The following is a 13,086-nucleotide window of genomic DNA, read 5'->3' as shown; positions in this document are numbered from 1 at the left end:
GACCAAGCCGCCATCCGTCAAGGCGGCGTTGAAAGACATATTGGAGACTCCACGTCAATGAAGAAGTTTGCCCTGTGCATGGCGATGCTCGCCGTCGCAACCTCCGTCTGTGCGAAGGACTGGACCACCGTCCGCTTCGGCGTGGATGCAAGCTATCCCCCGTTCGAATCGAAAAGCACGGACGGCAAGCTCGTCGGCTTCGACATCGACGTCGGCAATGAAATCTGCAAGCGCATCAACGCGAAGTGCGTTTGGGTGGAAAGCGAATTCGACGGCATGATTCCGGCGCTCAAGGCGAAGAAGTTCGACGCCGTGCTCTCTTCGATGTCGAAGACGCCGCAGCGTGAAGCGCAAATCGCGTTCTCGTCGAAGGTCTTCCACACGCCCAGCCGTCTCGTCGCGAAGAAAGGCTCGACCCTGCAGCCCACGGCCGATTCGTTGAAGGGCAAGACGGTTGGCGTCGAGCAGGGAACGACTCAGGAAACCTATGCCAAAGCGAATTGGGCGCCCAACGGCGTGAAGATCGTGCCTTACCAGGATCAGGACCAGGTCTACGCGGACCTGCTCTCCGGCCGCCTCGACGCTGCGCTGCAAGACGCGGTGCAGGCCGACCTGAGCTTCCTGAAGACCCCGCGCGGCGCAGGCTAGGCGTTCACGAGCGGCGAGCTGAGCGATCCTGGCGGCATCCTCGGCAACGGCGCCGCTATCGGCCTGCGCAAGGACGACACCGACCTGAAGGCCAAGATCGACAAAGCGCTGGCAGATATGATCCAGGACGGCACGTACAAGAAGATCGAATCGCGATACTTCGCATTCGACGTATACGGTTCGTAAGCCCAGGCACGCTACACACGACGAAGGCGCGGGACATTCCCGCGCCTTTTGCCCTGTTTCAGCCGCTGGACGTTCACCTCGCGCTCACGCCATCATGCAAACGCAAACCCATCCGCTCATTTCGCCGGCGCTCGGCACCGCGCGGCACCTCACGAGCTTCCACTACGGTCCAACCGGCGCACAGAAGATCTACATCCAGTCTTCGCTGCATGCCGACGAACTGCCCGGCATGCTGGTCGCCTGGGCGCTGCGCAAACGCCTGGCCATGCTCGAAGCCGCGGGAAAGCTGCGCGGCGAGGTCGTCGTGGTGCCCGTGCCGAATCCGATTGGCCTCAATCAGCGCCTGCTCGGCCAACTGCTTGGCCGCTTCGAAAGCGGCACCGCCGCCAATTTCAACCGCCATTTCCACGATCTCGCCGAACTCGTGCTTCCGCGTGTCGGCCCTCGACTCACCGGCGACGCGCAGCGGAATCTGCTCACCGTGCGCGCGGCGATGCGAGAAGCGCTTGACGAACAGGCGCCGACCACCGAACTCGGCTCGCAGCGTCTCGCGCTCCAGCGCCTTTCATACGACGCCGATGTCGTGCTCGACCTGCATTGCGACTTCGAAGGCGCGATGCATCTCTATACGAACCCCGACCTGTGGGCCGATGTGGAACCGCTCGCTCGCTATCTCGACGCGAAAGCATCGCTCTTCGCGCTCAATTCGAACGGCAATCCCTTCGATGAGATTCACAGCTTCTGCTGGTCCGCGCTGCGCGAGCGCTATGGCGAGCGATACCCCATTCCCAACGGCGCGGTTTCCGTGACGATCGAGCTGCGCGGCCAGGCGGATGTGAGCTACGACTTCGCCGAGCGCGATGCGAACGCCATCATCGACTACCTCACGCATCGCGGCGTGATCGAGGGCACACCTGCGCCACTGCCCCGGCTCGAATACGCGCCTACGCCGCTGGCGGGCGCCGAATCGCTCATCGCGCCGGCCTCCGGCGTGCTCGTGTTCCGCACACCGGTTGGCGTCAAGGTCGAACCTGGCCAGCCGATAGCCGATGTGGTGGATCCGCTGACCGATCGCGTCGTCACGATCGCGAGTTCCGTGACCGGCATGCTGTACGCACGTCAACGCACACGCTTCGCCACGGCAGGGATGGAAGTGGCGTGGGTAGCAGGCGCCACGCCGCTGCGCAGCGGGTCGCTGCTGCCCGATTAACTTATGTGGGGTCACAGTTCGCCAGCAATGAATCTGTGACGAGGCGTAACAGCACGGGAACAACACGCCTGCAGGCATATCGCAAAGGACATTGCCTGCCTTTGCGGCGCAGTGAGCACGCACGCAAGCGCCATTTACACTTGCTTGCGATTCTTTACCTATGCGCGCCGGGTTGAAACTTACGATTGCCAACGCCTAACGCATTGGGCGCCAGGGCGGCCGGGGACTTCCGTTTCCGGCCGCCTTTCTCATTCGTAAATAAAGTCAGCAGAATGGCCCACAATAAATGAACAGTTTCGATACCGTCATTCTGGGAGCGCTCACCCGAATCGATCTGCCGCCCCTGCTCAATCACGCGATCCGGGTGATGGCGGGGCTCTACACGTTCAAAGGTTATGTCCTCATCCCGCTCATCGCGTGGATCTGGTTCCAGCCGAACGAGCGTCGCGAGTGGCGGCGCGAGATGATGTTCGCCACGGTGGCCAGCGGCCTGATCGCGCTGGCCGTGGGACGCCTCCTCGCGCGCTTTCTACCGTTCCGGCAACGGCCAATTTTCAATCCCGATCTGCATCTGCATTTCGCCTCGTCGTCCTTGCGGGCGGCTGGACTGACTGACTTCAGCTCGTTTCCAAGCGATCACGCGATGCTGTGGGTGGCGATTGCGGTGGGGATCTTTCTTGTGTGGCGGTTCGTCGGCGCGCTGGCGATTTTATATGTGCTACTGATTATCTGCTTGCCGCGTGCCTATCTCGGCTATCACTATCCCACCGATCTGATCGCGGGCGGCGTAATCGGTGTGGCGATCACCTGGCTGATGACGCGCGACGCCATCCGGAAGCGAACCGCCGGGCCCGCGCTGCGCTTGATGACGCGCTTTCCCGGCCCGGCCGCCGCAATGGCATTTCTCGTATGTTTCGAACTGGTCACGCAGTTCGACGATCTGCTGCGACTCACCCACTCCGTGTTGCACGCAATGAGCTGAAATCTGGCGCGGGCGACGCTTTTGGCGCGCCGCCCGCGCGGCATCACACTGCGCCCGGATTGACGTACGCCGTCTTGACGGTGGTGTAGAACTCGCGCGCGTAGCTGCCTTGCTCGCGCGGGCCGTAGCTCGAACCCTTGCGGCCGCCAAACGGAACGTGATAGTCCACGCCCGCCGTCGCGGTGTTCACCATGACCATGCCGGCCTGCACGTGGCGGCGGAAATGGTTGGCATGATTGAGCGACGTCGTGCAGATACCCGCCGACAAACCAAACTCCGTGTCGTTCGCCACGGCCAGCGCCTCGTGATAGTCCTTGACCTTGATGACCGAGGCAACCGGGCCAAACACCTCTTCGCGGTTGATGCGCATTGCCGAAGTCGTGCCGGTGACGAGCGCGGGGGCAAGGAAATAGCCGCGCGTGGCGCCTTCAACACGCTCGCCGCCGTACACCTCGCCACCCTCTTCGCGCGCAATCGCGATATAGCGCTCGTCCTGCTGAAGCTGCTTGTCGTCGACAACCGGCCCGATATGCGTGCCGTCCGCGAGCGCGTCGCCGGTCTTCAGCGTCTTCATGCGCGCCTTCATCGCTTCGACGAAACGGTCGTGAATGCCTTCGGTCACGATGAGTCGGCTCGACGCCGTGCAACGCTGCCCCGTGGAGAAGAATGCGCCGTTGATGCAGGCTTCGACGGCCACGTCGAGATTGGCGTCGTCGAGCACGACCATCGGGTTCTTGCCGCCCATCTCCAGCTGGAACTTCTTGCCCGTTGCAAAGCACTTCGCACCAATCGCGCGACCCGTCGCGACCGAGCCGGTGAAACTCACGGCGTCGACATCAGGAGAGCTGACGATTGCCTCGCCCACCACCGAGCCGCGCCCCATCACGAGGTTGATGACGCCGGCCGGCGCGCCCGCTTCCGCGATGATCTTCACGAGTTCCCACGTGCTCGCCGGTACGAGATCGGCAGGCTTGATGACGACCGTGTTGCCGTATGCCAGCGCGGGCGCGATCTTCCAGGCGGGAATGGCGATCGGGAAGTTCCAGGGCGTAATGAGCCCGATCACGCCGATCGGCTCGCGCGTGACCTCGACGGTCATGCCCGGCCGCACCGAGGGCACGATCTCGCCGCCAAGGCGCAGCGCTTCGCCGGCGAAGAACTTGAAGATTTGCGCGGCGCGGCCCACTTCGCCGATGGCCTCGGGCAGCGTCTTGCCCTCTTCGCGCGCGAGCAGGCGGCCCAACTCGGCCTTGCGCGCGAGAATGACGCTGCCCACCTGGTCGAGCAGGTCGAAGCGTTGCTGCGGCGTAGAAAGCGACCACTGCGTGAAGGCTTTACGCGCGGCGGCAATGGCGTCGCGCGTCTGCGCGTCGTCTGCCTGCGCGAATTCGCCGATCGCGTCGTCGAGATTGGACGGATTGACGTTGGTGGAGGCCGTGGCGCCGCGCACCCATTGGCCGCCAATGTAATTGTCGAACTGGTTCATGTTGCGTTTCCTGATTCAGTGGCTCACAGCAATCCGCGCGAAGCCAGATTGCGATAAAGCGCGCGCACGCCGAAGGTCCACGGCGCGAGCGCCGTGCTCAGTTGCACGGTGTTGACCAGCGCGCCGAGTTCGGGCGCGGAGATAGTGACCTTGTCGCCGAGATGGTGCGTAAAGCCGCCGCCCGCCGTATCGCGGTCCTTGATCGGCGAGAACATGGTGCCGAGAAAGAGCATGAAGCCATCGGGATACTGGTGATGCGGGCCCCACGTTTGCGACACGAGGTCGGCCGGGTCGCGGCTGATTTCGCTCATGTGGCTGATGCCCTCCAGAACGAAGTCATCGTCCGTGCCTTCGACGCGCAATGCGACGCTCGTCTTGCGCACGGTGTCGAGCGTGAACGACGCGTCGAACAGGCGCACGAACGGGCCAATCGCGCACGAGGCATTGTTGTCCTTGCACTTGCCGAGCAACAGCGCCGAGCGTCCTTCGATATCGCGCAGATTCACGTCGTTGCCGAGCGTCGCGCCGACGATCTCGCCGCGGCTGTTCACAGCCAGCACGATTTCCGGCTCGGGGTTGTTCCAGACCGAGGCCGCCAGCAAGCCGACATCGTCGCCAAAGCCCACTGCCGACATGGGCTGCGACTTCGAAAAAACTTCCGCGTCGGGCCCGATGCCCACTTCCATGTACTGGGACCACGCGCCACGGCGCTCGAGTTCCGCCTTGAGCTTCATCGCTTCTGCCGAACCCGGCTTGATCTTCGAGAGATCGGTGCCGATCGTGGCCGCGATGGTTTCGCGAACTTCCTGCGCCTTCGCGGGGTCGCCGCCGGCCTGCTCCTCGATCACGCGCTCGATCAGGCTCACAGCGAACGTCACGCCGCATGCCTTGATGGCCTGAACGTCGTTCGGCGCGAGCAGACGCAGCGCCGGCGCCACGCTGCCGGGCAGATTCGCTTCGATCAGCTTCTCCACCGGGCCGAGCGATTCGCCGCTCACCGTGCGTGCAAATTGCGCGACGTCTTCACGGTCGAAAAGGTCCGCGGTGGTCGGCGCGCTCGCCGTGATATCGATGACTTCGCCGTTGCGAACGAGCACGACGCAGGGGCCTTCGTGCTCGCCTGCACGACGCCACACGCGGCCAACGAGCAATGCCTGCCCGACGTCGCGAGGAAGCCAGTTTGATGAGGTGTTCGAGGTCATGCTGCCTCCAGTTTAATGTCCGTTATTTAGTGTGAATGGCGCGGGTTGCCGCGCTCGGCAATGACTTTCAGATAAAGCGTGGCGGGTTCGAGGCAACCGCCCGTGGACAGTTGCCCGACCGTCTTGCGATACAGCTCTTGCCAGGGCGTTTGTGCAGGCGGAACCTCGAAGTGCGCGGTTTCGCGGCGGCGCGCAAGCTCGGCCTCGTCGACCAGCACGTTCACGCTGCGCGCGTTCAGGTCGACGCGAATGCGGTCGCCCGTTTGCAGCAGCGCGAGGCCGCCGCCCACCGCCGCCTCGGGCGACATGTTCAAGATGGACGGGCTGGCCGACGTGCCGCTCTGGCGGCCGTCGCCCAGCGTTGGGAGCGACGTGATGCCCTGGCGCACCAGTTCCGCCGGCGGCGCCATGTTCACCACTTCGGCGCTGCCCGGATAGCCCACCGTGCCCGTGCCGCGAATCACGAGAATGCAGTGCTGGTCGATTTCGAGCGACGGGTCGTTGATGCGCGCGTGGTAGTCCTCCGGACCGTCGAACACGATCGCGCGCGCCTCGAACGTATTCTCCGCGCCCGGCTCGCTCAAATAGGTCTGACGGAAGGCGTCGCCAACCACGGACATCTTCATGATCGCGCTGTCGAAGAAGTTGCCCGAGAGCACCATGAAGCCGGCGCCATGCTTGAGCGGATCTTCAGTTGTCTTGATGACTTCGCGATCGGGCTCGGGCGTGCCGTCGGCAATCGCGCCAATGGTGCGGCCGGACACCGTGAGGCAGTCGCGGTGCACGAGGCCCGCGCGGTCGAGTTCGCGCAGCACGCCGGGCACGCCGCCCGCGCGGTGAAAGCTTTCGCCGAGATATTCGCCCGCCGGCATGCAGTTCACGATGAGCGGCACCTGCTCGCCCACGCGCTGCCAGTCTTCAAGGCTCAGCTCGATACCCATGTGCCGCGCGATGGCGATGAGGTGCGGCGGACAATTGGTCGAGGCGCCCAGCGCGGAGGCCACGACGATGGCGTTCTCGAACGCCTCTTTCGTCATGATGCGCGAAGGCCGCATGTCGTAGCGCACGAGGTCGACAATGCGCTTGCCCGTTGCGTACGCCATCTGGCCGCGCTCGCGGTAGGCCGCCGGAATGCTGGCGCAACCGGGCAGCGACATGCCCAGCGCTTCGGCGAGGCTGTTCATCGACAACGCCGTGCCCATGGTGTTGCAATGGCCGATGGAGGGCGACGAAGCCGTCGTCAGTTCCATGAAGCCCTCATAGTCGATTTCACCGGCCGCCAGCAGGTTGCGCGCATGCCAGATCACGGTGCCCGAGCCAACGCGCTGGCCGTTATGCCAGCCGTCGAGCATCGGACCGCCCGACAGCACGATGGCGGGCATATCGACGGTTGCCGCGGCCATGAGGCACGCGGGCGTGGTCTTGTCGCAGCCCGTGGTCAGCACGACGCCGTCGAGCGGGAAACCGTGAAGAATCTCGACGAGACCGAGATACGCCAGATTGCGGTCGAGCGCCGCCGTGGGCCGGCGGCTCTGCTCGGCGAGCGGATGCACCGGAAATTCCATCGGGATGCCACCCGCGTCGCGAATGCCCGCCTTCGTGCGGGCAGCAAGCTCGATATGGTGGCGATTGCAGGGAGCGAGATCGCTCCCCGTTTGTGCGATGCCGATGATGGGGCGGCCCGATTGCAGTTCTTCGCGGGTCAGACCGTAGTTCATGAAACGCTCGACATAAAGCGCGGTCATGTCCGCATGGGCCGGATCGTCGAACCATTCCTGGCTGCGCAGGCGCCGTGCGTTGGGCTGGGTCATATCACTCACTCCGTTATTCCTTGTCTCGACGATGTCGCGGGCGCATAGATGCGTTCGCGCCGATTTGTTATCGGTAACATTTCTGGATCTTAGCACTTTGTGGTCGCGCTGTGCACCAGGACAGACCACGCGTTTTCCCGGTTGCGGCAACGCGCCGGAGGCCCTCAGCGCACTCGCCCGACTTGCCCTGGCACCCGCAGCCGTGCTAATTTAGCGCCCGCAGTGTTACCGATAACAAATAGCGTGCTGTTCACTGCCAGCACAGAGATCCAGCAAACACACCACGAACGACGTGGAAATAGCCTCCCCTGCTGCGGGACCGTTCAAAGGCATATGTGAAAGGAGACACATCCCATGCCAACCCTGACCCAGATTGCGGACTCGCCGTCCGCCGTCAATGAAGCCGAAGACCTCTTGTACCGCAAGGTATTGAAGCGCATCTTGCCGCTTTTGCTTCTGTGCTACGTCGTCGCCTACCTGGACCGCGTGAACGTCGGCTTTGCCAAGCTGCAGATGCTGGATTCGCTGGGCCTGAGCGACAGCGTGTACGCCGTGGGCGCGAGCATTTTCTTCTGGGGATACTTCCTCTTCGAAATGCCGAGCAACCTGCTGCTGCACCGCTATGGCGCGCGTTTCTGGATCGCGCGCATCATGGTGACGTGGGGCATCGTTTCTTCGTCGCTCGCCTTTATCGCGCCGCTCGCGAGCGTCTTTCACGTGCAAACCTCGACGATGTTCTACATCCTGCGGTTTCTGCTCGGCGTGTGCGAAGCGGGCTTCTTCCCCGGCATCATTCTCTACCTGAACTACTGGTTCCCGGCGCGCCGCCAGAGCGTCGCGATGTCGGGGTTCCTGATCGCCATTCCGGTGAGCCTCACGCTTGGCGGGATCGTCTCGGGGTGGCTCATGGAAAACACGCATGGCCTGTTCGGCCTGGGCGGCTGGCAATGGATGCTGTTGCTCGAAGGCATTCCTTCGATCCTCGTCGCCTTCGTGGTGCTGGCGCGCATGGGCGACGGCATTCAGTCGGCGAAATGGCTGAGCGCCGCCGAAAAAGCGGTGCTGCAAAAGAATCTCGAACAGGAGAGCGGGAAGAAAACGCATAGCGCCATGGCGGCACTGAAAAGCCCGCGCGTCTGGCTGTTGACGTTCATTCTTCTCACCTTCAATACCGGCTTCTATGGCCTGGCATTCTGGCTGCCTTCGATCATCAAGGCTTCCGGCGTGAAGAGCACGTTCAATATTGGCTTGCTGACCGCCATTCCCTATCTCAGCGCAGTGGTCGCCATGATCTGGAATGCGTCGCACTCCCGCAAGACGGGCGAGCGCCGGCTGCATGCGGCCATTCCGGCTTGTATTGGCGGCGTCGGCCTGATTCTGAGCGCACTGTTCGCGCACAACGTGGCGCTTTCGATCGTATTCCTGACGATTGCCACCTGTGCGATCCTTGGGCTCATGCCGATCTACTGGACGTTCCCGGGGCAGATTCTCTCGGGCACCGCAGCGGCGGCCGGTATTGCGCTCATCAACTCGGTCGGCAATCTGTCGGGCTTCACGGGCTCCATGATCACCAGTGTGGCGAAGGACCTGACCGGCGACATCAATAACGGCACCTATGCGCTGGGCGCCTGCTTGCTCGTGAGCTGCGTGCTCATTCTGTCGATTCCGAAGAGCATGCTGAACCGCGATCCGGCGGAGGAGAACTGAGCCTTATGCAATTCAGCTAGATCGTCCGTTGCGAAGGCCACCATCTGGCTGCGCCTTCCTTACACGATCCCTTTTTTGCAAATTGCGCCGGCCTTGTGCCGGCGCTTTTTTTGCGCCTCCGCGGCCCGGCCAATACGAGCGATTGCCCGCGTGACCATCCCAGCGCTTGCACAAAAAACGTCAAAAATAAACAATGCGAAGTGCCTAAAGAATTTCAGCACGCTGCCGTTAAGCCGTGAAGACTGCTTTCCGCCCGATACACCACGATCGGGCCACCATCAAGCCATGGAGACGCTGTGATTCGACACTGCCTTGGGGGCCTGCTGCTGGCGCTCGGTTGTCTTGGCACCGCGGTTGCCGCGGGCCCCGACTGCTCGCGCTCATTTACGCTCGCCTTACACGATCACGGGCTGCTCTACTCGGTCGACACGGACACGGGCATCGACAAGGACTTCGCCGACGCATTGGCGCGGCGCAGCGGCTGCCAGATCCGCGTGAGCCTGATGTCGCGCGCGCGCATCTGGAAACTCATCGAGTCGGGTGCGCTCGATTTCAGTCTTTCGGGTATTGCGAACGAAGAGCGCAATCAATACGCCGATTTTGCCTGGTACTTCAGCAACAAGTACTATCTGCTGGTTCGCAAGGATTCGGGCATCCACCAACTGGCCGATTTCGAGCACAACGACAAGTTCCAGCTCGGTGTGATTCGCAGTTTCCGTTACAGCGCGTCGGCCAATCGCCTCGTCGACTCGCTCTCCGCCGAAAACCGCGTGAGTCAGGCCGGGGGTCTCGAGCCGCTTTACCAGGCGCTGATTCTCGGGCGCATTCAGGGAATGATCATCGAGCCGTTCGATTATCCGGCTATCGATGAAGCGAAGATCCGGAGCGTGACCAATATCGTGGAGTTCGACGATCCACCCATTCCGCATGGACTCATCATGTCGAAGAAGGCACTCTCGCCCGAAGAGCGGGACAAGTGGCGCGCCCTCGTCAACGAAATGATCGCCGACGGCACGGTGCGACGCATCTTCACGAAGTACTTCAAGCCCGACCTCGCCGACTCGATGGTCCCCTTCTAGACGCCACCATGACCCGGACGCGCCTCGTTCTGCTCCCGCTACTGGTTCTCTGCGCCGCCCTCGGCGTGACATGGGCGCTCTGGAACCACGAGCGTGAAGCGGCCCGCCACGAACTGCTTACGCAGTTCGACTTTTCGCTCGGCGACGTCGTGAGCCGCATCGAACAGCGCATGGGCACGTACGAGCTTTTGCTGCGCGGCGTGCAGAGCCTCTTTGCCGCGAGCGGCGAAGTCGACCGCGACGCATTCCGGGCTTACGTCAACACGCTGAATCTCGACGCCAACTTTTCCGGCATCCAGGCGATCGGCATCATCGCGTGGGTGCCGCAAACGCAAAAGGCGGCGCATATCGCGGCCATGCAACAGCGCGGCCTGCCCGGCTACGCGATCGAGCCCGATGGCGCACGCGAAAACTACGCCCCCATCATTCAGCGCGAGCCGTACATCGGCGCCAATCGCGCGGCGCCCGGTTTCGACGCATGGGCCGACCCGGTGCGCCGGCGCGCCATGGAGCAGGCGCGCGACACCGGCATGGCGACCATTTCCGGCAAGGTGCGCCTTTCGGTGGACACCGATCCTGGCGCCGACCCCGGCTTCGTGATGTACATGCCGGTCTATGCACGCGGCCAGCAGGCGCCGGAAAACGCCACCGACCGCCAGGCGCAGCTCGTTGGCTGGGTGTACGCGTCCTTTCGCATGCACGACGTCATTGCCAGTCTTTACGGCGAGGAGCCGCCCGGTCTCTCGGTTTCGATCTACGACGGCGTGGAATCGTCGCCGGACGCGCTGCTCTACAAAACGTCCGGCGCTACCCCTCATCACGTGCCCGGCGAGCTCTCGGCGACCGAATATCTCGTCGTTTGCGGACACGACTGGATGCTCAAGCTGATGGCGCGCGACGGTTTCAAGGCGCGCTTCGGCCGCGACGCGGCCACGCTCATCGCCATCACCGGCACGGGCCTAAGCCTGCTGCTCGCGCTGCTCACGCGCCTCATGATGACGGGCCGCAGCCGCGCGCTGCGGCTGGCCTCGTCGATGACGAAGGAACTGCGCGAAAGCGAGGAGAAATTCCGCGCCATTGCCGACTGCACCGTCAACTGGGAAATCTGGTGGTCGCCGGAAGGCAAGCCGCGCTGGATCAACTCGGCGGTGGAGCAGTACATCGGCTATACCGTCGAAGAATGTATGGCCATGAGCGATTTTGCCTGCACGGTGATCTATCCGGACGACGCCTCCTACGTCGCCCCCGAGTTTCGCGGCGCGCAGCTGGGCTCGCGCGGCGACAACCTGGAGTTTCGTTGCGTGCGCAAGGATGGCTCGCTCATGTGGCTATCCGCTTCGTGGGTGCCGATTACCGACTCCAAGGGCGATTTCATCGGTTTCCGCACGAGCGGGCGCGACATCACCGAGCGCAAGATCGCCGACCAGCGCATCAAGGAACTGGCCTTTTACGATGCGCTTACCGGCCTGCCCAATCGCACGCTGCTGCTCGACAACCTGAAGGACGCCATTACCGAGAGCGCGAGGAACGGCACAAGCGGGGCCCTGCTGTTCATCGATCTGGACCACTTCAAGACGCTCAACGACACGCTGGGCCACGACAAGGGCGACCTGCTGCTGCAGGAGGTGGCCAAACGCCTCGCGGCGAGCATCCCGGCAGGCGACACCGTGGCGCGCGTGGGCGGCGACGAGTTCGTCGTCGTGGTGGGCAATCTGAATCCCGTTCCCTGTGAAGCGGCCCGCCAGACCGAGGCCCTGGGGGCGCGAATTCTCTCAGTGCTCGGCAATCCTTATCGACTCGACGATATCGACTACCGCAGCACGGCCAGTATTGGGGCGACGGTATTCAAGGGCTTCCAGGCATCGACGGACGACCTCATGAAGCAGGCCGATCTCGCCATGTACAAGTCCAAGGAACGCGGACGCAACGCGGTGCGCCTCTTCGACCCCGACATGCAAACCGTCGTGGTGGAGCGTGCCGCGCTCGAGGCTGCGCTGCGCGAAGCGATCGAAAACGAACAGTTCGTGCTGCACTACCAGATGCAGATCGACCGCGACCGCGTAACCGGCGTCGAGGCGCTGGTGCGCTGGCGTCATCCCGCACGCGGGCTCGTGTACCCGGCCGATTTCATTCCCGTGGCCGAAGAAACCGGGCTCATTGCCGAGTTGGGCAGTTGGGTTCTGCGCGCAGCCTGCACCCAACTGGCGCGCTGGGCCGCGCAGCCCGACACCGAGCATCTCACGATCGCGGTCAACGTCAGCGTGCAGCAGCTTCACCAACCCGACTTCGTGGAAAGCGTGCGGGCCACGCTCGAACAAACCGGCGCGCGAGCGGACCGGCTGAAGCTCGAGTTGACGGAAAGCGTGCTGGTCGACAACGTGCAGGAGATCATCGAGAAAATGGAAGCGCTGAAGGCGGACGGCATCGTCTTTGCGCTCGACGACTTCGGCACCGGCTATTCGTCGCTCGCGTATTTGAAGCGCCTGCCGCTCGACCAGCTGAAAATCGACCGCTCATTCGTGCGCGATGTCCTCATCGACCCGAACGACGCCGTGATCGCGCGAACCATCGTAGCGCTCGCGCACAGCCTGGGCCTCGGCGTGATCGCCGAAGGCGTGGAAACCGAGGAGCAACGCGCCTTCCTCGCCTCGGCGGGATGCTACGCGTATCAGGGCTATCTCTTCTGCCGCCCGGTTCCTGTCGAAGCGTTCGAAACGGCGTTGCGCGGACTCGAAGCGCCGCAGTGCGTCACGGAGTAGACGCGCCACGCCGCTT

Annotated in this window: 8 protein-coding genes and 1 pseudogene; 6 read left to right on the top strand and 3 right to left on the bottom strand. The window is 63.2% G+C overall.

Translation table 11 applies throughout. The annotated features are described in order from the left end of the window. The first annotated feature begins 57 nt into the window (after positions 1 to 57). The 3 genes and pseudogenes from U5A52_RS10750 to U5A52_RS10740 all read left to right on the top strand — a co-directional run bounded on the left by U5A52_RS10750 (position 58) and on the right by U5A52_RS10740 (position 3,026). Positions 58 to 834, top strand: a pseudogene (locus U5A52_RS10750) (ABC transporter substrate-binding protein). Between the two features lie 94 nt (positions 835 to 928). Further along, positions 929 to 2,044: a succinylglutamate desuccinylase/aspartoacylase family protein gene (locus U5A52_RS10745; RefSeq protein WP_321934736.1), complete on the top strand. Its 1,116-nt coding sequence runs from the start codon at positions 929 to 931 to the stop codon at positions 2,042 to 2,044. 286 nt (positions 2,045 to 2,330) lie between these two features. Further along, positions 2,331 to 3,026 carry a phosphatase PAP2 family protein gene (locus U5A52_RS10740; protein WP_321911990.1) on the top strand — a complete coding sequence of 232 codons (696 nt, stop codon included), beginning with the start codon at positions 2,331 to 2,333 and terminating at the stop codon, positions 3,024 to 3,026. A gap of 43 nt (positions 3,027 to 3,069) precedes the next feature. On the opposite strand, the gene U5A52_RS10735 is transcribed toward U5A52_RS10740, so the two are convergent. Genes U5A52_RS10735 through U5A52_RS10725 form a run of 3 tightly spaced genes read right to left on the bottom strand, consistent with a single transcriptional unit; the run spans position 3,070 to position 7,525 of the window. Further along, entirely contained in the window at positions 3,070 to 4,512 is a 1,443-nt protein-coding gene (locus U5A52_RS10735; RefSeq protein ID WP_321934735.1) for an aldehyde dehydrogenase family protein, read from the bottom strand. A 23-nt stretch (positions 4,513 to 4,535) separates the two neighbouring features. Beyond that, a complete protein-coding gene (locus U5A52_RS10730) occupies positions 4,536 to 5,714 on the bottom strand; it encodes a fumarylacetoacetate hydrolase family protein (RefSeq protein ID WP_321934734.1) in 1,179 nt (392 codons plus the stop codon). A gap of 26 nt (positions 5,715 to 5,740) precedes the next feature. Beyond that, the gene (locus U5A52_RS10725; protein WP_321934733.1) at positions 5,741 to 7,525 is read right to left on the bottom strand and encodes an IlvD/Edd family dehydratase; all 1,785 of its coding nucleotides are present in this window, start codon (positions 7,523 to 7,525) and stop codon (positions 5,741 to 5,743) included. A 354-nt stretch (positions 7,526 to 7,879) separates the two neighbouring features. Here U5A52_RS10725 and U5A52_RS10720 point away from each other — a divergent pair, with 354 nt between their 5' ends. The 3 genes from U5A52_RS10720 (at position 7,880) to U5A52_RS10710 (ending at position 13,070) form a co-directional block, all read left to right on the top strand. Then, the gene (locus U5A52_RS10720; protein ID WP_321934732.1) at positions 7,880 to 9,232 is read left to right on the top strand and encodes an MFS transporter; all 1,353 of its coding nucleotides are present in this window, start codon (positions 7,880 to 7,882) and stop codon (positions 9,230 to 9,232) included. Between the two features lie 296 nt (positions 9,233 to 9,528). Beyond that, entirely contained in the window at positions 9,529 to 10,311 is a 783-nt protein-coding gene (locus U5A52_RS10715) for a substrate-binding periplasmic protein (RefSeq protein WP_321912001.1), read from the top strand. Positions 10,312 to 10,319: 8 nt separating this feature from the next. Beyond that, positions 10,320 to 13,070, top strand: coding sequence for an EAL domain-containing protein (locus U5A52_RS10710; protein ID WP_321934731.1), 2,751 nt, complete (start codon positions 10,320 to 10,322; stop codon positions 13,068 to 13,070). Positions 13,071 to 13,086: the final 16 nt, after the last annotated feature.

The sequence above is a fragment of the Paraburkholderia sp. J8-2 genome, assembly GCF_905220195.1.
Taxonomy (GTDB): Bacteria; Pseudomonadota; Gammaproteobacteria; order Burkholderiales; family Burkholderiaceae; genus Paraburkholderia.
Note: the sequence above shows the minus strand (reverse complement) of the source record. Positions and strands in the feature narration are given on the sequence as shown.

Bases quoted from the DNA above. Each gene is read 5' to 3' on its own strand.
- U5A52_RS10735 (WP_321934735.1), bottom strand. From the start codon at position 4,512: ATGAACCAGTTCGACAATTACATTGGCGGCCAATGGGTGCGCGGCGCC.
- U5A52_RS10740 (WP_321911990.1), top strand. From the start codon at position 2,331: ATGAACAGTTTCGATACCGTCATTCTGGGAGCGCTCACCCGAATCGAT.
- U5A52_RS10730 (WP_321934734.1), bottom strand. From the start codon at position 5,714: ATGACCTCGAACACCTCATCAAACTGGCTTCCTCGCGACGTCGGGCAG.
- U5A52_RS10745 (WP_321934736.1), top strand. From the start codon at position 929: ATGCAAACGCAAACCCATCCGCTCATTTCGCCGGCGCTCGGCACCGCG.
- U5A52_RS10725 (WP_321934733.1), bottom strand. From the start codon at position 7,525: ATGACCCAGCCCAACGCACGGCGCCTGCGCAGCCAGGAATGGTTCGAC.
- U5A52_RS10720 (WP_321934732.1), top strand. From the start codon at position 7,880: ATGCCAACCCTGACCCAGATTGCGGACTCGCCGTCCGCCGTCAATGAA.
- U5A52_RS10710 (WP_321934731.1), top strand. From the start codon at position 10,320: ATGACCCGGACGCGCCTCGTTCTGCTCCCGCTACTGGTTCTCTGCGCC.